A 19,283-nucleotide genomic window follows, 5' to 3' on the forward strand; every position below is an offset into this window, starting at 1 on the left:
TGCGCGCCTCAGCCGTCCAGCATCGCCTTGTCGCGCACCGCACCCTTATCTGCGCTGGTCGCCAGCAACGCGTAGGCCTTCAACGCCGTAGTGACCTTGCGTGGGCGCACTTCCACCGGCTTCCAGCCCTTGGCATCCTGCTCTGCACGACGACTGGCAAGCTCTTCGTCGGACACCAGCAGATTGATCGAGCGGTTGGGGATATCGATCAGGATCTTGTCGCCGTCGCGTACCAGCCCGATCGCGCCGCCCGCCGCCGCTTCCGGTGAGGCGTGGCCGATCGACAGGCCCGAGGTGCCGCCGGAGAAGCGGCCGTCGGTGAGCAGGGCGCATTGCTTGCCCAGGCCCTTGGACTTGAGATAGCTGGTGGGGTAGAGCATTTCCTGCATGCCGGGGCCACCCTTGGGGCCTTCGTAGCGGATCACCACGATGTCGCCGGCTTTCACTTCGTCGGCCAGGATGCCCTTCACTGCCGAATCCTGGCTCTCAAAGACGCGCACATTGCCTTCGAAGACGTGGATGGATTCGTCCACGCCCGCGGTCTTCACCACGCAGCCGTCGCGGGCGATATTGCCGTACAGCACGGCCAGGCCGCCTTCCTGCGAGAACGCGTGCGCGACATCGCGGATGCAGCCTTCGCTGCGATCGGTGTCCAGGCTGTCCCAGCGGGTGGCCTGGCTGAAGGCAATCTGCGTGGGGATGCCGGCCGGGCCGGCCTTGTAGAACGTGTGCACGGTCTCCGCGTCGGTCTGGGTGACATCCCATTGCGCGATGGCGTCGGCCAGCGTGCGTGCGTGCACCGTGGCCGCGTTGGTATGCAGCAGGCCGCCGCGTGCCAGCTCGCCGAGGATGGCCATGATGCCGCCGGCGCGGTGCACGTCTTCGATGTGGTACTTGGGGGTGTTCGGGGCGACCTTGCACAGCTGCGGCACGCGCTTGGACAGGCGGTCGATATCGCGCATGCCGAATGGCACGTCGCCTTCCTGCGCGGCGGCGAGCAGATGCAGGATGGTGTTGGTCGAGCCGCCCATGGCGATATCCAGCGTCATCGCATTCTCGAACGCTTCGAACGTGGCGATACCGCGCGGCAGCGCGGTGGGGTCTTCGCCGCCATACCAGCGGTGGCACAGCTCCACCGCCACGCGGCCGGCGCGCAAAAACAATTGCTCGCGGTCGGCGTGCGTGGCCACCACGGTGCCGTTGCCCGGCAGCGACAGGCCCAGCGCTTCGGTCAGGCAGTTCATCGAGTTGGCGGTGAACATGCCCGAGCACGAGCCGCAGGTGGGGCAGGCGCTGCGTTCGAACTCGGCCACCTTTTCGTCGGAGGCGCTGTCGTCGGCGGCGATCACCATCGCGTCGATCAGATCGAGCTTGTGTTCGGCCAGCTTGGTCTTGCCGGCTTCCATCGGCCCGCCGGAGACGAACACGGTGGGGATGTTGAGCCGCAGCGCGGCCATCAACATGCCGGGGGTGATCTTGTCGCAGTTGGAAATGCACACCAGCGCGTCGGCGCAATGCGCGTTGACCATGTATTCGACCGAGTCGGCGATGATCTCGCGGCTGGGCAGCGAATACAGCATGCCGTCGTGACCCATGGCGATGCCGTCGTCCACGGCGATGGTGTCGAACTCCTTGGCCACGCCGCCGACGCGTTCGATCTCGCGCGCGACCAGCTGGCCGAGATCCTTCAGATGCACGTGCCCGGGCACGAACTGCGTAAACGAGTTGGCGATGGCGATGATGGGCTTGTGGAAGTCCCCATCCTTCATGCCGGTGGCGCGCCACAGTGCGCGGGCGCCGGCCATGTTGCGGCCGTGGGTGGAGGTCTTGGAGCGGTACTCGGGCATGGCGAATTCGACGGCTGATTGGCGAGCGGTGGCTGGCAATTAGACCGCGTCGTGACTGTTGCTGCTGCAACGGTCGCGGCGCGCTCCGGTGATCCGGCACGGTAGCACGCGGGCCAGGGCACGCCGTGGCGGTGGGCGAGGGCGCGGGCCGCGCGCATCGCACAGGCGGCGCCGGAGCGTTCGCCGGCACGGCGCGGGAACATGCGCCTCCCGCTGGTCGGCGTGGCATGTAATGCGATGTAAACGTATGCGTGCCGGCATGCAGTGCCAGGAGTGCGAACCGGAGCGCAGATTGCGCCGTTGCCACACCGGCACCATCGCCGTCAGACCGGTGCGGCAGAGGGGAGCACCACCGCCAAGGATCTCCACCAACGGCACCGCAGGAGGCGCCCATGTCCGACCATCCACACCCACGCCGCACGGCGGCGGCAGCCCCGCATCCCATCGACCAGACGCCGGCAGCAACCGCCGGGATCACCCGCCGTCGCGTGCTGCAGGGCGCAGCCGGCGCGGTGGCACTGGCCGGCCTCGGGTGGGGCGGCCGCGCGGCTGCGCAGAGCGCCACCCTGCCGTTTGCGGGCCTGAACCTGTCGGGCCTGGCCTCCAACAGCTATGTGGAGAATGCGGAGATCGGCACGCACTATCGCGCCATTACCGCACAGCACGTGGCCGCCGCCGGCGCCTGCCCGCTGTTCCGGCTGCCGACCACCGCCGCGCGCTTCACGCGGGGGCAGGGCCTGGCCTTGAACGAGACCTACTGCAGCCAGGTCCAGGATGCGCTGGACCACATCGCCGCCCGTGGAAAGCGCGCCATCGTGGAGCTGCACGACTACATGCGCCTGCCGCAGCGGGTGGCCGTCAAGTCGGGCTATCGACGCGACGCCAGCGGCACGCTTGTGGATGCGCGCGGCAACCGCATCGACGACCCGGCGGCCGCCGCGGTCTGGGCCGACACCTATCCGCTGCGTAACTTCGGCTACCAGGGCTATTTCGATCGCCGCGACGGGCTGCTCAAGCTGTACGAATACCGCGTGATCGGCACGCCGGGGTGCACGCTCTACAACGCATCCGGCCTGCCCGACCTGTGGGCACGCATCGTCAACCGGTTCCGGCAGCACCCGGCGGTGTTCGGCTGGGGCGTGATGAACGAGCCCTATCAGGGCGACGAGCGCGCCGCCGACGGCAGCGTGCTGTCGATGGCAACGCACTGGCAGAACACTGCCACTGCGTGCTGCAAGACCATCATCGATCGCGACCGCGACCACTTCGTGTTCGTCTGCGGCAACGGCTATGCCAGTGCCCGGCTCTGGCAGAAGGATTCGATGGGCCTGTTCGACATCCCCGATCCCTACAACCGCATCGTCTACGAAGCGCACAACTATCTGGACAGCAACGGGGCTGGCGGCGGCAACTGGATCGGACCGGGCGGGCGCAACGAAGTGATCCAGCCCGATACCGGCATCATGATGGTGACGCCCTTCATCGACGCCCTGCGGGATGCCGGCAAGCGCGGTTATCTCGGCGAGCACGGCTACCCGGCCGGCAACCGCAGCGCGGAGGTCGCCACCACGCGCATGCTGGCCCATCTGCAGGCGAACAATATCCCCAGCACGCAATGGTGCTTCGGCCCCGGTTGGCCGGATGATGACGTGCTCGGCATGAGCCGCGACGTGGGCGCGGACATCCAGGCCAAGAGCAATCTCGCTGCCGTGCAGGCCTTCTTCGACGTGCGCCTGTCCAGCTACATCCCGCCGCGCTAGCCACGCCGCCGCTGCCGGCAGGTGGCGGCGGTTTACACTGGCGGCATGCGCAAGAACCTCCCGTGCCGCGCCGGCTGCGCGGCCTGCTGCATCGCGCCGTCGATCAGTTCGGCCATCCCCGGCATGCCGCAAGGCAAGCCGGCGGGTGTGCCCTGCGTGCAGCTCGACAGCCAGGGCCGTTGTCGCCTGTTCGGGTTGCCGACGCGGCCGGCGGTGTGCGCCAGCCTGCGTCCGTCCGAGGACATGTGCGGCGCATCGCGCGCACAGGCGCTGGCCACGTTGACGGCACTGGAGCACGCCACGCGGCCGTGAGCCGCGGCACGCCTCAGCTGCCGGTGCCCTGCGCCTTGCGGGAGAAGACCCGCTTGATGCCCGTCCCCACGGCAAACACGCCCAACAGCACCAGCTTCCAGCCCTTGGCCAGCAACAGGCCCAGCTTGGCGAACAGCCCGGCCTTGGCCGCCAGGCCACCGCCGATCAGGCCGGCCAGCCCATAGCTGGCGATCTTGTCGGTGGACGGGTTGTGGTCGGCATAGCGCGCGCCCTGGTCGAATTCGGTCATCGGCAGCAATTGCTGCATGCCCTGGCGGACCTGTTCGAGCTGGTCCATGCCGGCGACGGCATTGAGGCTGAGGTAGCCGCTGCGGCCCAGCACGCGGATATCGTAGTTGAGCGTGTGCTGCTGGGCGCCATCGAAGCGCAGTTCCTTGGCCCAGTAGAGCTTCTTGCTGCCGGCGTCGTACCGCGGCGGCACCGCCCAGCCGAGCAAGTCGACGGTGCCGTAGCCCTGCTCGCGGCGCGCGGCGTTGTCTTCGGCGGTGCCCTTCTGCATGTCGGCCAGCAGTTCGCTGTAATCGATCTTGGCGGCATCCTCATCGGACACATACCCGTCGTCGGCATAGGTCACCACCACTGCCCAGCCACCCGGCGCATCCAGCGCGGGTGTGCGCGGCACGATCATGCCCAGCACGCTGTCGTCGGGCGGGTTGCCCCACAGCTGCTCGAGCACGCGGCGCGTGTCGGCCTTGTCCAGGTAGCGGAATGCCGGGTCCAGATCGAAGTGCGCCTTGGCTTGCGGCATGTCGATGTGGCCGTCGCGGTACTGCAGGGCAGACAGCACCTGCGCTTCGTCGACGGCGTCGGCTGGAATGGCCAGCAGCGACTGGCTTGCGATCAGCAGGCAGGCGGCCAGCAGGCTGCGCAGGGCAAAACGCGGATGCATCGGGTCGAATCCATTCGAGGGCAGCGTCCCCACGCCGCAGGGCGCCGATCTTGCCATGCCTGCGTAGGGCGGACAACGGTTCAGCCGGTACCGACGGTGCCCAGGTACTGGTCCTTGAGCCGCACATAATGCTGTGCGGAGTAATGCAGGCTCTCGATTTCCTTGTCGCTGAGCGTGCGGGCCAGCCGTGCGGGATTGCCCAGCCACAATTCGCCTTCGCCGACGATCTTGCCCGGGCCGACGACCGCCCCGGCGCCGACAAAGCCGTAGCGCTTGACGGTGGCGCCGTCGAGCACGCAGGCACCCATGCCGATCAGGCACAGGTCTTCGATGGTGCAGGCATGCAGGATGGTGCCGTGGCCGACCGTGACGTCGGCGCCGATCACTGTCGGGTAGCCGGCCTTGTTGAACGGGCTATGGTGGCTGACGTGGATGATGGTGCCGTCCTGCACGTTGGTGCGTGCGCCGATCTGCACATGATTGACGTCGCCGCGAATCACCGTGCCCGGCCACACCGACACGTCATCGCCCAGGCTCACCTTGCCGATGATGGTGCAGGCAGGATCGACATAGACGCGTGCGCCCAGTTGCGGGGTGTGTTCCAGGAACGAGCGAATCGGGGTCACGATGATCTCCGGCATGTCGGTGTGCCGCCCGGTGCGGGCACGGCCTGCATGATAGCGGGCGAGCGTCTGCATGCGGAAAGCGCTGGTGCGGCAGTGGATCGATCTGGCTGCGGACGTGCCTGATGCAGCGGCGCAGCGTGTTGGAACAGCTGGCGCCAGGGCGTGTGAGGCTGCGCCTGCACATTCGCTGCCGCTTCGAACGGATCGAGGTGTGTGTGGCGGTGAGCAATCATGCATATGTCGCGTCGTTCAACCTCGCTGCCAGCAGCGTTGCATCCATGCCTGCATCACGAGTGCGGCGTTGCGCTTTGCAATCCTGATCGGGCGAGCGTGAGGGTTGCCCGGTCTGATCGCACTCGAGGCACGCGCTGCAGCACTACATGCGAGGTCGATCGTTTCCGTGCAGGCAAGGCGCACACCGCAGATGCCGCTGCGCAGACAGCTCAACGAATGCGTGGAGAGGCAAGCGAAGCGCGCTGCCGGCTTGTTCGATAAGCGCACACCCGTGCAGGCCGCCGTCTTGAACGCCCTCTGCGATCGGCCTAGCGTGCGGTGACGTTGCAACACCCCGACTGTCGTTGCCGCGTTGCAGTGCCGCTGCGCTGTCGAAGGCCGTCGCAGCGTCCAGCGTGCTTGCGTCTTCGTCGTGGCGGCGCTGCGTGAGCGCATGGCCACGCGTGAGGTTGCCAATGCAGCTGCCCTCCCTAACCAGGATCACCCGATGACCCAGAGCGCCGCGACACCTGCACCCTTCGTACTGCAACGCATGACGCCGTTTCAGTGGAGGGCGGTGGCGGTGTGCGTGTTGCTGACCATGCTCGATGGCTTCGATGTGATGGCGATGGCCTTCACCGCCTCGCATGTGTCGGCGCAGTGGCAGTTGTCGGGCAAGCTGCTCGGGGCCTTGTTCAGTGCCGGCCTGGTCGGCATGGCGGTGGGGTCGTTGCTGTTGGCGCCGCTGGCCGACCGCATCGGGCGGCGCGCGACGATCCTGGCATGCCTGGCGATCTTGACCGTGGGCATGGGCGCCTCGGCGCTGGCCACCGGGGTGTGGCAACTCGGCGCGTTGCGTGCATTTACCGGGATCGGCATCGGCGGCATGCTGGCCTGCGTTGCGGTGATCGCTGCCGAATATTCCACCGCCCAGTGGCGCAGCACGGCACTGGCGCTGCAGGCCACCGGTTATCCGATCGGCGCGACGCTGGGCGGCGCGATCGCAGCAGTGCTGTTGCAGCACTGGTCCTGGCACGCAGTGTTCGTGCTCGGTGCGCTCGGGTCGCTGCTGTGCGTGCCCTTGGTGCTGGCGTTTTTGCCCGAGTCGTTGGAATTTCTGATCGCGCGTCGCCCGCCCGGTGCTGGCGTACGCTTCAACGCGGTGCTCGCGCGCATGGGCATGCCGCCGCAGGCGGTACTGCCGTCACCGCCGCCGCATGGCTCCGATCGGGCGCGGGGCTATGCGGCCCTGTTCGTGCCGGCATTGCGGCGGCAGTCGCTGTTGATCGCGCTGGCGTTCTTTCTGCTGATGTTTGCGTTCTATTTCGTGCTCAGCTGGACTCCGAAGCTGCTGGTCGTGGCCGGCCTGTCGGCAGAGCAGGGCGTGACCGGTGGCGTGTTGTTGAACCTGGGCGGCATCGCCGGCGGTGCGATCTTCAGCGCGTTGGCCGCGCGTGCGCGGCTGTCGTGGCTGACCGCCGGTGTGCTGGGGCTGTCGGCGCTGGCGCTGCTGGCCTTTGGCTGGTACAGCACGGTGCTGGGTTGGGCGTTCGTCATTGCGGTGCTGAGCGGCGCGGTGCTGTTTGCCGCCATCGCCGGGCTGTATGCGGTGGCGCCGGTGGTCTTCACGGCGGCGGTGCGTTCCACCGGCATGGGCTGGGCGATCGGGGTGGGCCGCTTCGGTGCGATCGCCTCGCCGTTGTGCGTGGGCGTGCTGGTGGATGCGGGCTGGTCGCCGGCGGCCCTGTATCTGGCCTGCAGCGTGCCGCTGCTGCTCGCGGCCATCGCCGTGCTGGGCATGCGCCTGCCGGCGCGCTGAACTGCTCAGCCAGCGGTTGCCGCACGGCGCGAGCGAGTTCTACCGGACCAAAGAAATCCTGCGCACTGCCGATAACCCGACAGACCCTCCATCGTCGTGGCGGGCTCTTCCGCGGACCATTTGCAGATCAGCGCCGGCATGCTCAGAACCATCGATTCAGACCAACTCCGCCCCGGCATGTATGTCTACAAGCTGCTGGGCGCGTGGGTGCACCACCCGTTCTGGAAGACCTCGTTCCTGGTCGATTCGGACGACGTGGAGAAGATCCATGGCAGCCGGATCGAGCAACTGGTGATCGACACCGCGCGTGGCCTGGACCTGGACACGGCGGCGCCGGACGCGCCCGATCCGCAGCCTGAGCCGGAGCAAGCGCCGCCGCCGGCACCGGACCCCCCCGAGCCGGCCACCACCACGCGCACCGCGCGGACCAATAGCGTCACCGCGCAGGTCGGCATCGAGTCCGAAGTGGTGCGCGCACGCAAGATCTTCGAAGACGGCCGCGACACGGTCGAGGCGATGTTCCGCGATGTGCGGCTTGGCCGCACCGTCGACACCGAGGCGGCGATGCCGCTGGTGGAAGCCATCAACGATTCGGTCCTGCGGCATCCGCAGGCCTTGATCAGCGTGGCAAGGCTCAAGACCGCCGACGACTACACCTATCTGCATTCGATGGCGGTGGCTGGCCTGATGAGCGGGCTGGCGCGCCAGCTCGGTCTGCCCGAAGGGCAGGTCGTCGAGGCGGCCATGGGCGGCCTGCTGCACGATATGGGCAAGGCGGTGACGCCGCTGGACATCCTCAACAAGCCCGGCAAGCTCACCGACGAAGAGATGGCGATCATGCGCCAGCACCCGCTGGACGGTCATCGCCTGCTGGTGGCCGGCGGCGTGCAGAACGCGGTGGTGCTGGAGATCGCGTTGCACCACCACGAGAAAATGGACGGCAGTGGCTACCCGAACCGCTTGGCGGGCGAGAACATCGCGCTGATGTCGCGGATGGGCGCGGTGTGCGATGTGTACGACGCCATCAGCTCGGACCGCCCCTACAAGCGCGGCTGGGATCCGGCCGAATCGCTCAAGCGCATGGCGTCGTGGCAGGGGCACTTCGACCCGGTGGTGTTCCAGGCCTTCGTGCGCCGGTTGGGGATTTATCCGGTCGGCTCGTTGGTGCGGCTGGAGTCGCAGAAACTCGCGGTGGTCATCGAGCAGACCCCCGATGCGCTGCTCAAGCCCAAGGTGCGCGTGTTCTATTCGGCCAAGCTGCGCAGCCATGTGCTGGTGCAGGACATCGACCTGTCGCGCCCGGACTGCCAGGACCGCATCGCGCAGATGGAAAGCCCCTCGGACTGGGGCTTCCGCGATCTCGAGAAGCTCTGGCTGCCGTAACCCGTAACCCGTAACCCGCTGGCCACAGGCCGCGCGCATGCACGCGGCCTACCTGGCGCGGAGATGCGCCGGGCAAGTGGGCTGGGTCCGCAGGCGTCGTCCGGCGATGGCGGCAGCCTTGCCGTCGTGATTGCCACCACCGCTGCCAGGCCCGGCATGCCGCGCGCACCTGTGCCCGGCTCGCCGATCACAGGCGGTTGCCGCCACTCTCGCCAGGCCTATCGGCCCGCCGAGTCAGCCTGGCGAGCGCGACCATGCTGCGCTGCAGCTTGGCAATGTAGTTATGATCAATAACTATTCCGGAACGCAATCACTTGCCGACCCCGGATCCCATGTCGCAGCCGTGCCTGGATGACCGTCGCTTCCCACACCTGCCTGCCGCCGCATGCGGCCGCCATGTGCTGGCGCTGGACTGGCATGAGCCTGTGGCGACCTGCCTGCACGGCGGTGCCACGCGCTCGGCGGCCACGCCCACATCGGCATGCCTGTGCGCGTCTACAATGCAGCTCACGCCGCGGATCGGCGTTGCGGGCGGTGAGCGTTGCGCGCACCGGTCCGCCTGTCGTCTTCGCTGCGAGAACCGTCATGTCCGTCACTGCCACTGCCGTACCGCTGCCGGATGCCGTCACCACGGTGGATCAGGCACGCCTGCTGCGGCTGCTGGGCTACCGCATCACCCGCACCGAGTTGCTGGTGCGGCGGATGTTTCAGGACTGCGTGGCTGCGTTCGACCTCAAGCCGGTCGACTTCTCGCTGCTGATGCTGGTGGACGGCAACCCGGGCATCAACCAGCGCCAGATCGGCGACGTGCTGCACGTGTCGGCGCCCAACCTGGCGATCGTGGTGGCACGCCTGGTCAAGCGCCGCCTGCTGCGGCAGGTGCGGGGACGCCAGGACCGACGCATGCAGCATCTGTCGCTGACCAGCGCCGGCGTGACCCTGCTGAGCGCTGCCGAGGCCGAAGTGCTGCGCATGGAACAGCAACTCAGCGTGGTGCTGGGCAGCAGCGAGGCGCCGTTGCTGCGCGCACTCGACCGGCTGGACCGTCTGGACACCGCGTAATCCGCCGCTGCCGTGCAGGCGCACGGCCAGCTTTCCTGTTGACCTGCGCACGCGCCGTTGCCGGCGTGTCGATCGCGCCTGCCTGACCGTTGTCCCGCCGCAGTTCCCGCTGTCCCTCCCAATGCTGGAGATGTTCGCAGTGAGCTATCGATCGGTCCTGTCTGGGTTGTCTTCCCGCGCGTCGGCGCAGCGCCGCGCAGCGCTTGGCATGCTGTCGCTGCTTGCTGCCGGCACGGCCGGCGCACAGAACCTGCCGCAGAGTACGACGCTGACCAACGGCATCAATACCGGCGGCACCAGCTATCTGGACGGTTTCACCCGCACCACGCCCGGCTGGGCGGTGGTCACCTATCTGCGTCAGAGCTCACTGGACGCGATCAAGGATTCGCGCGGCAACGACGTGCCGGTGTTCGACCACCCACGCATCGATTCGACCCTGCTGCTGACCCAGGTCGCCTATGTCACCCCGTACACGCTCTTCGGCGGCGCAGTGGGCATCAACACGCTGCTGCCGCTGATCAATCTGGATGCCTCGTTCGGGCGCAACAGCATTGCCAGCTTGCGCGACAACGGCGCCGGCGTGGGCGACCTGACCTTTGGCCCGTATCTGCAGATGCTGCCGGTGATCCGCAATGGCAGGCCGGTGTTTTCGCAGCGTTTCGAAATCGATGCGATCGCGCCGATCGGCAAGTTCGACCGCGATCGCGACCTCAATCAGGGCGCCGGCTACTGGTCGCTGGTGCCGCAATATGCGTTCACCGTGTTCCCGACCCCCAACTGGGAAGTCAGCGCACGCATCAACTACATCTACAACTTCCGCAGCGAGCGCCGGCCGAACCTGCCGCCGGGCTTCGAGTTCCGCAACGGCCAGGCCGGCGACGCGGGCTGGATCAACTTCGCCACCTCCTGGGAAGTGGTACCCGACATCCGGCTTGGCGTGAATGCCTATTACCTCACCCAGTTCCGCGACAACCGCACCAATGGGCAGCGCGTGGCCGAGACCCGCCAGAGCGTGTTCTATGCCGGCCCCGGTGGCGTGTGGCGGATGGATGCCAACAACATGCTGTTTGCCAATGTGTATCTGCCGGTGGAGGTCAAAAACGCCGCCTCCGGCAATAACGTCAACCTGCAGTACGTCCATGTGTTCTAGCGCCGGCTCTGCCGGCCTCTTCGGAGAGTGGCAATGAATTTGCAGAACAAGACGATCGTGGTCACTGGCGTGGCATCGGGCATCGGTGCCGAAGTCGCGCGTCTGGCCCGTTTCCATGGCGCCACGGTGATCGGCGTCGATCGCACGCCGGTGCAGATGTCGCTGCACGGGTTCCACCAGGCCGATCTCGGTGATCCGGCATCCATCGATGCGCTGGTGCAGGCCTTGCCGGCGCGTATCGATGCGCTGGCCAATGTGGCTGGCGTTCCCGGTACCGCGCCGCTGGAGGTGGTGGCACGCGTCAACTATCTGGGCCTGCGCCATTTGAGTCAGGCGCTGCTGCCGCGCATGACGCCCGGTGGTTCCATCATCAATGTGGCTTCCATCCTGGGCGCCGAGTGGCCGCAGCGCCTGGAACTGCACAAACAACTGGCCGCCACCGACAGCTTTGCGTCTGGCGATGCATGGCTGCAGGCGCATCCGGTGGCACACGACACCTGCTACCAGTACTTCAAGGAAGCGCTGATCGTCTGGACGCTGCTGCAGTCGCGGCCCTGGTTCGCCGAGCACGGTGTGCGCGTCAACAACGTCTCGCCGGGGCCGGTGTTTACGCCGATTCTTGGCGATTTCGTCACCATGCTCGGCGAGGAGCGCGTCAAGGAAGATGCCAAGCGCATGACGCGGCCGGCGTATGCCGACGAGGTGGCGGAGGCCATCGTGTTTCTCGCCTCCGATGCGGCGCGCTGGATCAACGGCATCACCCTGCCGGTCGATGGCGGGCTGGCGTCCACCACTCTGTAACACCACCCCCTCAGCAGGAGGCTAGACCATGAACGCTCTCCCCAATACCGCCATTGCCGCAAGCGCCGCTCCGGCCTGGCATGGCTGCATCTTCAATGGCGACTGGGTGCCCGGCAACGGCGGCACCGCGCAGATCATCGAACCGGCCACCGGCACGCTGCTGCACGAAGTCGGCAAGGCCGACCTGGCCGATGTCGCCGCTGCCGTGGCGCTGGCGAAAAAAGCGCAGCGTGCCTGGGCAGCCACTGCGCCACGCGAGCGCGCTGCGGTGTTTCACCGTGCCGCGCAGCTGATGGAAGCGCGCAGTGCCGAAGCGGCGCTGCTGATCGCGCGCGAAACCGGCGGCATCCTGCCCAAGGCCCAGCGCGAAGTGAACGAGTCGGTGGTGATCTACCAGCAGTCTGCGGCGCTGCCGCTGCAGGCGGTCGGCCAGGTGCTGCCGACGGGCGCCGGTCAGCTCAGCCTGGCGCGGCATCTGCCGCTGGGCGTGATCGCAGTGATTTCCCCGTTCAATTTCCCGCTGATCCTGTCGCTGCGCTCGGTCGCCCCGGCGCTGGCGATGGGCAATGCAGTGGTGCTCAAGCCCGACCCGCGCACGCCGTATACCGGTGGCGTGGTCATCGCCCAGGTGCTGGAAGAAGCGGGCCTGCCGAAGGGACTGCTGCATGTACTGCATGGCGATGCCGCCATCGGGCAGGCGCTGGTCGAATCGCCGGATATCCCGATGATTGCCTTCACCGGCTCCACCGCGGCCGGGCGGCGCATCGGCGAGATCGCTGGCCGGCATTTGAAGAAGGTGTCGCTGGAGTTGGGTGGCAACAACGCAGTGATCGTGCTCGACGACGCCGATCTGGACAAGGCCGCCGCTGCAGTGGCATTCGGCGCCTACATGCATCAGGGACAGATCTGCATGGCCACCGGCCGCGTGCTGGTTCAGCGCGGGATCGCCGATGCATTCACGCAGCGGCTGGCCGAAAAAGCCAGGCATCTGCCGGTTGGCGATCCGGTCAGCGGCACCGTGGCACTGGGGCCGATCATCGACCAGCGCCAGCTGCAGCGGGTGATCGATATCGTGGACGACAGCATCGCCGCCGGTGCGGTGGTGGAGGCCGGCGCCAGCAACGAAGGCCTGTTCTATGCACCGACGGTGCTGTCCAACGTGCGTCCGGGCATGCGTGCATTCGACGAAGAAGTCTTTGGTCCGGTGATCAACATCACCGTGTTCGATACCGACGACGAAGCCGCAGAACTTGCCAACCATGGCGAGTACGGTCTGGCTGCGGGCATCCTGTCGGCGTCGGTGTCGCGCGCGATGCGCCTGGGCGACAAGCTGCACACCGGCCTGTTGCACATCAACGATCAGACCGTGGCCGATGAAGTCATCAATCCCTTCGGCGGGACCGGCGCGTCGGGCAACGGCACCAGTGTCGGCGGACCGGCCGATTGGGAGCAGTACACCCACTGGCAATGGCTGACGATCAAGAACGAAGTGCCGCAGTACCCGTTCTGACCGGCGCGGCGCAACCGACCGGGCAGCGGGGCTGCAGGCGAGCCGTGGATCAGCCGCTTTGGGGCTGATCTATCTGCGTTGTCCAAGCGCACCGCTCTTAACCTTGCCCACCGACCATCTCAACTGGGCCTTGCCCGCCCGCCGTCGCGGGACCTTACGCGGCATGGATGCCGCGTACAGGGATGTACTTGCGGCGTGTCCTGCGAGGGTGGGCGGGCAAGGGCCGTGCAACAAAGCTGCAGATCAACCGCTCTACGATTGAGCTATCGCAAGGGCTCGGCAGCCAAGCTCCAGACCAGCCGCTCTTACTCGCCAGCGCGGAATTGCGTCGGCGAGCAGCCGGCATGGCGTGCGAAGTAGCGGCTGAAGTATGCAGCGTCGAAAAATCCAAGGCTGGCGGCGATCTGCTGCACGCTCAGACTGGTGTAGCGCAGGCTGCGGCGTGCTTCGAGCATGATCCGGCGCTGCAGTAACTGCAGTGCCGAGGCGCCGGCCAGTCGCTGGCACAACGCGTTGAGATGGCCCGGAGTCAGACCCAGCTGCTCGGCATAGCGGGAGATCGGCCAGTGCGCGCGATAGTGCTGGTCAATCAGGGCCCGATAGCCACGCAGATGGCGCAATGCCGGGTCGGCGTACGGGCTCACCGCAGCCGCATCCTGCGCGTGCTCCAGCGCCGTGCGGGCGGTCCAGATCAACAGCTGTGCTGCGGCGGCGTGCAATGCGGCCTCATGGCCGATGCGTCGGTATGCGTGATCGTCGGCAATGCTGGCGAACAGCACGTCGAGCAATCCGCGTGCATGGTGTGCATGCAGGACCTGCGGGACGGTCAGTGCGCCCTGCAGTACTGGCGCGGCACTCAAGGCACTGCGTACCAAGGGCATGCACACGGTGATGATGTGGCCGCGCACCTGTGGATCGAATTTGAAGCCATGCACGCATAGCGGTGGCAGCCAGATCACGCTTGCGCCACGCACGCGCTGGCTGCGTCCATCCAGCTGCAGTGTCGCCGGTCCGCGTTGCACGTACAGCAGTTGCGCCAGGTCTTCGTGCCGGTGCGGGGCGATGCGCCAGTCATGCAGCCGGCTGCGTGCGGCAATCGACTCCCAGTGCAACAGCTCGGGCGTGTCGGCATGCTGCTCGCCATACAGGCCGAAGGCTGGAACCGCATTAGCTGCAGTGGCGTGCGCACGTGTGGGCATCGTCGAAAAGTCCAAGCACTGCACGCAATCATCCCTTCAAAGCATGTGCTTGGCTACCCACACTGGCCTGCATCCGTCGGCTGAGGCAGGAGCATTGCATGCGAACCCAGATCGCGATCATCGGCGCCGGCCCCTCCGGCCTGTTGCTGGGCGAGCTGTTGCTGCGGGCCGGTATCGATACCGTGGTGATCGAGCGGCAGACCCCGGAACATGTGCTGGGGCGTATCCGTGCCGGCGTGCTGGAACAGGGCAGCGTGGCGCTGCTGCAGCGGGCAGGCGTTGGCGCACGCGTGCAACGCGAAGGCTTGCCGCATCACGGCTTCGAACTGTCGCTGGATGGCCGGCGGGAGCGTATCGATCTGCTGCGCGGCTGCGGACGCAGCGTGACCGTCTACGGCCAGACCGAGGTCACTGCCGATCTGATGCAAGCCCGTGCGCGCAGCGCTGCGCCGACGTATTACAGCGCGCAGGACGTGACACTGTGCGGAGTGGACAGCGACGCGCCTGCGGTGGAATTCACCCACGATGGCCAGCGCCTGCGTATCGACTGCGACTATATCGTCGGCTGCGACGGCTTCCATGGCATCAGCCGCGCCAGCATCCCGCCGGAGCGACTGCGCCTGTTCGAGCGGATGTACCCGTTCGGGTGGCTTGGTGTGCTTGCCGACACCCCGCCGGTCCACGATGAGTTGATCTACGCGCAGCACCCACGCGGCTTTGCCTTGTGTTCGATGCGCTCGCCGACGCGCTCGCGCTATTACGTGCAGGTACCGGCCGATGCGCGGGTAGAGGCATGGAGCGATCAGGCGTTCTGGGATGAGTTGCGTGCGCGCCTGCCAGCCAGCTTGTCTGCGCAGCTGGTCACCGCGCCATCGATCGAGAAGAGCATTGCGCCGTTGCGTAGCTTCGTCGCCGAACCCATGCAGTACGGACGCCTGTTCCTGGCCGGCGATGCGGCGCATATCGTACCGCCCACCGGCGCCAAGGGCCTGAATCTGGCGCTGGCCGATGTCGGTTTGCTGGCGCAATTGTTCGAGCGCTGGAACGCGCGTGGCGATACCGCGGTGCTGCAACAGTATTCGGCGCTGGCATTGCAGCGGGTGTGGAAGGCCGAACGGTTTTCATGGTGGATGACCACCTTGCTGCATACCTTCGACGACCAGGACGCGTTCTCCGCACGCATTCATGCCGCAGAACTGGATTATCTGCTGGACAGCGAGGCCGGGCGGGCCACCCTGGCCGAAAACTATGCGGGCTTGCCGTTGGTGGAGCTGCCGGATTGAGCGTAGCGGTGGCCGCCGTCGAGATGCCTCGTGCGTGCGCGAGAGAAAACCGACTGCGATGGTTATCTTCTGATTACCACCAATACCGCAGGTGCCCTGGTGCACTCCAGGGCGGCTAGCGGGCGAGCGGACGCGGCCGTTAGGCTGGCGGCGACGCGTGGAAAACCCTGTATGCCAAGGCGCGTCGTCCCCCAATCAACGGTGCAGCGTGCTGGTATCCCTGCCAATGCAGTGCCCGTCTCCACATAAGGAGTCTTCCATGAATAAGCTGTTCTCCCGCGCCTTGCTGCTGGTCATGCTGGTGGCGCCGGTGGCTGCGTTCGCGCAGACCGCAGTGACGGAAAATCCCAACCACCAGAAGATGCTGCTCGGCTCCACCTGGTATGAAACCGCCAACAAGCGGCTGGTCTACGATTTCTGGCGCACCGTGTTCGAAGCCGGCCAGGTGCAGTATGCGCCGATGTACATGGACAAGAACTACATCCAGCACAACCCGAATGTGGCCAATGGCCGCGATGCCTTCATCGCCTTCCTGACCGCCTTCGTGAAGCCGACGCCGGTGCAGCCGCGCGTGCAGCTGCCGCTGGTGGCCATCACTGCCGACGGCGATCTGGTCACGCTGGTGTCGGTGCGCACCTTGCCCAATCCGAACAAACCGGGCACCACCTACACGACCACCTGGTTCGACATGTTCCGCATTGAAAAAGGCCTGATCAAGGAGCATTGGGATCCGGACACCATTGCCGGCCGCGCCAATAGCGGCGGCCAGTAATCGCTGCTGCATTGCAGGGCTGCAGCGTGCAGCCCTGCAATGCGTGATCCATGCAGGTCGTCAGCAACCATGCAAGTGGTTGGCGGAAACGACAACGCCCGTCTGATGGCGGGCGTTGTCTTTTTGAGCGCAGCGGTCAGCTGATGCGGAAGCCCATCGTCGCTTCCACCGCCTGCTGCCAGCCGGCATAGAGTTGTTCGCGCTTGTCGTCGGGCATGGTCGGCTCGAAGCGGCGATCCACCGCCCACTGCTTGGCGATCTCTTCGCGGCTGCTCCAGAATCCGGTCGCCAGACCGGCCAGATAGGCGGCGCCAAGCGCGGTGGTTTCGGCCACTTCCGGGCGCAGCACCGGCACGTTGAGCATGTCGCTCTGGAACTGCGCCATGAAGTCGTTGGCGATGGCGCCACCGTCGGCGCGCAGTTCCTTCAGCTCGATGCCCGAATCGGCCTGCATCGCAGTCAACACGTCGCGGGTCTGGTAGGCCATCGATTCCACCGCCGCACGCACGAAATGTTCCTTGGTGGTGCCGCGGGTCAACCCGAACACCGCGCCGCGGATATCGCTGCGCCAATACGGTGCGCCCAGGCCGACGAAGGCCGGCACCAGATAGACCCCGTCGTTGTCGCCGGCGCGTTCGGCATAGGCCTGCGAGTCGCTGGCCTTGCCGAGCATGCGCAGGCCGTCGCGCAGCCACTGCACCACCGAGCCGGCGACGAAGATCGAACCTTCCAGCGCGTATTCGACCTTGCCGTCGATGCCCCAGGCGATCGTGGTCAACAGACCGGCCTTGGACGCAACCGCCTTGTCGCCGGTATTCATCAACGCAAAGCAGCCGGTGCCATAGGTGTTCTTGGCCATGCCCGGCTCGAAGCAGGCCTGCCCGAACAGCGCCGCCTGCTGGTCGCCGGCGATCCCGGCGATCGGCACCTGCTCGCCGTAGAAATACTGGGTCTGGGTCATGCCGTAGATTTCGCTGGACGAGCGCACCTCCGGCAGCATCTCCTTCGGCACGTCGAGCATGGCCAGCAGCTCGGCGTCCCACTCCAGCGTGTGGATGTTGTACATCAGCGTGCGCGAGGCATTGGTGTAGTCGGTGACATGCACCTTGCCGCCAGTGAGATTCCAGATCAGCCAGCTGTCGATGGTGCCGAAGGCCAGCTCGCCGTTACGCGCGCGCTCGCGGGCGCCGTCGACGTGGTCGAGAATCCATTTGACCTTGGTGCCGGAAAAATACGCATCGATCAGCAGGCCGGTCTTGTCGCGCACCATCTGTTCGTGCCCGGCCTCCTTGAGCTGCGTGCAGATGTCCTTGGTCTGCCGCGATTGCCAGACGATGGCGTTGTAGATCGGCTGGCCGGTGGCCTTGTCCCACACCACCGCGGTCTCGCGCTGGTTGGTGATGCCGATACCGGCGATCGAGCGCGCATCGATCTGCGCGTTGTTGAGCAGCTCGGTGATCGTGGTGTAGACGCTGGTCATGATCTCGCGCGGGTTGTGTTCCACCCAGCCCGGCTGCGGAAAGATCTGGCCGAACTCGCGCTGCGCCACGCCGGCCACCTTGCCGTTGCGATCGAACAACATCGCCCGTGAACTGGTGGTGCCTTGATCGATCGCAAGGACGTATTGCTTTTCCATCGGAGATTCCTCGAACAATGCCGGCGCTGGCGCACGGCGAGAAAAGGGGGCAGTGCACGCCGCTGCGCGAAAGGCCGATAAAACCCAACCTGTCCGGCGGCGGCGCTGTGCTGTCAGTCGTGCAGCAGGGCGATCAGCGCGGATCGAGCGGTTTGCCGGCCTGCAGATGGCGCACGCGTGCCGGCAGGAACGGCAGGATCAGCCACTGGTAGGCGAGCGCACCGATCGGGCCGCCGATCAACGGGCCGACAATGGGGATCCACCAGTAGTTGTCCTTGGCCGGCAACGCAGCCTCGCCCCAACCGGCGAGGTAGGCGAACAGGCGCGGGCCGAAATCGCGCGCCGGATTCATCGCCCAGGCTTCCAGATAGCCCATCGACGCGCCCAGCGTCGCCACCAGCAGGCCGATCATCAGCGCGCCAGAGTTGGCGGTCGGCGCGGCTTCGTTGAATTGTTCGGTGATGGCGAAGATGCCGAAGATCAGGAACGCGGTGATGATGATCTGGTCGACCAGCGCATGCATCGGCGTGACCGCAAGGCCGGGTGCGGTGAAGAACACCCCGGCGGCGCCACCGGCTTCGCGGGTGAGTTGCTGCACCTGGTTGTAGTGGTCGATGACCGGGCCGTACAACTGGTAGACGATGGCCGCGCCCAGAAACGCACCGATCACCTGCGCGCCCCAGTACGGCAGCACCTTCTTCCAGGAGAACCCGCGGAACAGCGCCAGCGCCAGCGTCACCGCCGGGTTGGCATGCGTGCCGGACACCGAGCCGGTGACATAGATCGCCAGCGTTACCGCCAGGCCCCAGGCGATGCACACGCCCCAGTAGGCGTTCTGGTACGGGCTGGGGTCGTAGAGGACGTACATCGCCGCGACCGAATCGCCGAGCGCGATGATGATGAACATCGCCACCGCTTCGGAAATCAACTCACCCACGAGTTGGCGGCTCATGCGCGCGTCCTCGTGCCGATGGCGATGATGCAGGCAGGGTGGTGCGAT

General features: G+C 66.5%; 16 protein-coding genes. 10 read left to right on the top strand and 6 right to left on the bottom strand.

Translation table 11 applies throughout. The features are described from left to right. Nucleotides 1-8 precede the first annotated feature (8 nt). A complete protein-coding gene (gene ilvD, locus ACCQ04_RS01840; protein ID WP_126965404.1) occupies nucleotides 9-1,847 on the bottom strand; it encodes a dihydroxy-acid dehydratase in 1,839 nt (612 codons plus the stop codon). A 392-nt stretch (nucleotides 1,848-2,239) separates the two neighbouring features. Between ilvD and ACCQ04_RS01845 the strand changes: the two genes are divergently transcribed. Next, nucleotides 2,240-3,607: a glycoside hydrolase family 5 protein gene (locus tag ACCQ04_RS01845; RefSeq protein ID WP_184614666.1), complete on the top strand. Its 1,368-nt coding sequence runs from the start codon at nucleotides 2,240-2,242 to the stop codon at nucleotides 3,605-3,607. A gap of 45 nt (nucleotides 3,608-3,652) precedes the next feature. Next, the gene (locus tag ACCQ04_RS01850; RefSeq protein ID WP_080715739.1) at nucleotides 3,653-3,919 is read left to right on the top strand and encodes a YkgJ family cysteine cluster protein; all 267 of its coding nucleotides are present in this window, start codon (nucleotides 3,653-3,655) and stop codon (nucleotides 3,917-3,919) included. A 13-nt stretch (nucleotides 3,920-3,932) separates the two neighbouring features. Here ACCQ04_RS01850 and ACCQ04_RS01855 read toward each other — a convergent pair whose 3' ends face one another. Together ACCQ04_RS01855 and ACCQ04_RS01860 are read right to left on the bottom strand one after the other, a co-directional pair. Next, on the bottom strand, nucleotides 3,933-4,829 hold the full coding sequence (locus ACCQ04_RS01855; protein ID WP_226426980.1) for a DUF2167 domain-containing protein: 897 nt from the start codon (nucleotides 4,827-4,829) through the stop codon (nucleotides 3,933-3,935). Between the two features lie 80 nt (nucleotides 4,830-4,909). Further along, nucleotides 4,910-5,455, bottom strand: coding sequence for a gamma carbonic anhydrase family protein (locus ACCQ04_RS01860; RefSeq protein WP_024938808.1), 546 nt, complete (start codon nucleotides 5,453-5,455; stop codon nucleotides 4,910-4,912). 721 nt (nucleotides 5,456-6,176) lie between these two features. On the opposite strand from ACCQ04_RS01860, the gene ACCQ04_RS01865 reads away from it, so the two are divergent. From ACCQ04_RS01865 to ACCQ04_RS01890, 6 genes are all read left to right on the top strand, one after another. Further along, nucleotides 6,177-7,487 (top strand): MFS transporter, encoded by a 1,311-nt coding sequence (locus ACCQ04_RS01865; protein ID WP_226426979.1) that lies wholly within the window; start codon nucleotides 6,177-6,179, stop codon nucleotides 7,485-7,487. Nucleotides 7,488-7,625: 138 nt separating this feature from the next. After that, nucleotides 7,626-8,870, top strand: coding sequence for an HD-GYP domain-containing protein (locus ACCQ04_RS01870; RefSeq protein WP_226426978.1), 1,245 nt, complete (start codon nucleotides 7,626-7,628; stop codon nucleotides 8,868-8,870). Nucleotides 8,871-9,455: 585 nt separating this feature from the next. After that, nucleotides 9,456-9,932: a MarR family winged helix-turn-helix transcriptional regulator gene (locus ACCQ04_RS01875; protein ID WP_024938805.1), complete on the top strand. Its 477-nt coding sequence runs from the start codon at nucleotides 9,456-9,458 to the stop codon at nucleotides 9,930-9,932. Nucleotides 9,933-10,053: 121 nt separating this feature from the next. After that, nucleotides 10,054-11,082 carry a SphA family protein gene (locus ACCQ04_RS01880; protein WP_372358640.1) on the top strand — a complete coding sequence of 343 codons (1,029 nt, stop codon included), beginning with the start codon at nucleotides 10,054-10,056 and terminating at the stop codon, nucleotides 11,080-11,082. Nucleotides 11,083-11,115: 33 nt separating this feature from the next. Then, nucleotides 11,116-11,883: a coniferyl-alcohol dehydrogenase gene (locus ACCQ04_RS01885; protein ID WP_065033063.1), complete on the top strand. Its 768-nt coding sequence runs from the start codon at nucleotides 11,116-11,118 to the stop codon at nucleotides 11,881-11,883. A 28-nt stretch (nucleotides 11,884-11,911) separates the two neighbouring features. Then, nucleotides 11,912-13,393 carry a benzaldehyde dehydrogenase gene (locus ACCQ04_RS01890; protein WP_054591158.1) on the top strand — a complete coding sequence of 494 codons (1,482 nt, stop codon included), beginning with the start codon at nucleotides 11,912-11,914 and terminating at the stop codon, nucleotides 13,391-13,393. 305 nt (nucleotides 13,394-13,698) lie between these two features. Here ACCQ04_RS01890 and ACCQ04_RS01895 read toward each other — a convergent pair whose 3' ends face one another. Continuing rightward, nucleotides 13,699-14,592 (bottom strand): helix-turn-helix domain-containing protein, encoded by an 894-nt coding sequence (locus ACCQ04_RS01895; RefSeq protein ID WP_226426976.1) that lies wholly within the window; start codon nucleotides 14,590-14,592, stop codon nucleotides 13,699-13,701. 98 nt (nucleotides 14,593-14,690) lie between these two features. Between ACCQ04_RS01895 and pobA the strand changes: the two genes are divergently transcribed. Then, the gene (gene pobA, locus ACCQ04_RS01900; RefSeq protein WP_226426975.1) at nucleotides 14,691-15,875 is read left to right on the top strand and encodes a 4-hydroxybenzoate 3-monooxygenase; all 1,185 of its coding nucleotides are present in this window, start codon (nucleotides 14,691-14,693) and stop codon (nucleotides 15,873-15,875) included. Between the two features lie 259 nt (nucleotides 15,876-16,134). Continuing rightward, a complete protein-coding gene (locus ACCQ04_RS01905; protein WP_046345403.1) occupies nucleotides 16,135-16,647 on the top strand; it encodes a nuclear transport factor 2 family protein in 513 nt (170 codons plus the stop codon). Between the two features lie 136 nt (nucleotides 16,648-16,783). Here the strand turns inward: ACCQ04_RS01905 and glpK are convergent, their stop codons facing one another. Continuing rightward, entirely contained in the window at nucleotides 16,784-18,283 is a 1,500-nt protein-coding gene (gene glpK, locus ACCQ04_RS01910; RefSeq protein WP_047126261.1) for a glycerol kinase GlpK, read from the bottom strand. Nucleotides 18,284-18,416: 133 nt separating this feature from the next. Continuing rightward, nucleotides 18,417-19,235 (bottom strand): MIP/aquaporin family protein, encoded by an 819-nt coding sequence (locus tag ACCQ04_RS01915; protein ID WP_226426973.1) that lies wholly within the window; start codon nucleotides 19,233-19,235, stop codon nucleotides 18,417-18,419. Between the last annotated feature and the right edge of the window lie 48 nt (nucleotides 19,236-19,283).

The sequence above is a fragment of the Xanthomonas sp. NCPPB 2866 genome (assembly GCF_041475745.2).
In the GTDB taxonomy this organism is placed as follows: domain Bacteria; phylum Pseudomonadota; class Gammaproteobacteria; order Xanthomonadales; family Xanthomonadaceae; genus Xanthomonas; species Xanthomonas arboricola.

What these genes read in the sequence shown, in the direction of transcription:
- ilvD (WP_126965404.1), bottom strand. Translation starts at nt 1,847, where the DNA reads ATGCCCGAGTACCGCTCCAAGACCTCCACCCACGGCCGCAACATGGCC.
- ACCQ04_RS01845 (WP_184614666.1), top strand. Translation starts at nt 2,240, where the DNA reads ATGTCCGACCATCCACACCCACGCCGCACGGCGGCGGCAGCCCCGCAT.
- ACCQ04_RS01850 (WP_080715739.1), top strand. Translation starts at nt 3,653, where the DNA reads ATGCGCAAGAACCTCCCGTGCCGCGCCGGCTGCGCGGCCTGCTGCATC.
- ACCQ04_RS01855 (WP_226426980.1), bottom strand. Translation starts at nt 4,829, where the DNA reads ATGCATCCGCGTTTTGCCCTGCGCAGCCTGCTGGCCGCCTGCCTGCTG.
- ACCQ04_RS01865 (WP_226426979.1), top strand. Translation starts at nt 6,177, where the DNA reads ATGACCCAGAGCGCCGCGACACCTGCACCCTTCGTACTGCAACGCATG.
- ACCQ04_RS01870 (WP_226426978.1), top strand. Translation starts at nt 7,626, where the DNA reads ATGCTCAGAACCATCGATTCAGACCAACTCCGCCCCGGCATGTATGTC.
- ACCQ04_RS01875 (WP_024938805.1), top strand. Translation starts at nt 9,456, where the DNA reads ATGTCCGTCACTGCCACTGCCGTACCGCTGCCGGATGCCGTCACCACG.
- ACCQ04_RS01880 (WP_372358640.1), top strand. Translation starts at nt 10,054, where the DNA reads ATGCTGGAGATGTTCGCAGTGAGCTATCGATCGGTCCTGTCTGGGTTG.
- ACCQ04_RS01885 (WP_065033063.1), top strand. Translation starts at nt 11,116, where the DNA reads ATGAATTTGCAGAACAAGACGATCGTGGTCACTGGCGTGGCATCGGGC.
- ACCQ04_RS01890 (WP_054591158.1), top strand. Translation starts at nt 11,912, where the DNA reads ATGAACGCTCTCCCCAATACCGCCATTGCCGCAAGCGCCGCTCCGGCC.
- ACCQ04_RS01895 (WP_226426976.1), bottom strand. Translation starts at nt 14,592, where the DNA reads ATGCCCACACGTGCGCACGCCACTGCAGCTAATGCGGTTCCAGCCTTC.
- pobA (WP_226426975.1), top strand. Translation starts at nt 14,691, where the DNA reads ATGCGAACCCAGATCGCGATCATCGGCGCCGGCCCCTCCGGCCTGTTG.
- ACCQ04_RS01905 (WP_046345403.1), top strand. Translation starts at nt 16,135, where the DNA reads ATGAATAAGCTGTTCTCCCGCGCCTTGCTGCTGGTCATGCTGGTGGCG.
- glpK (WP_047126261.1), bottom strand. Translation starts at nt 18,283, where the DNA reads ATGGAAAAGCAATACGTCCTTGCGATCGATCAAGGCACCACCAGTTCA.
- ACCQ04_RS01915 (WP_226426973.1), bottom strand. Translation starts at nt 19,235, where the DNA reads ATGAGCCGCCAACTCGTGGGTGAGTTGATTTCCGAAGCGGTGGCGATG.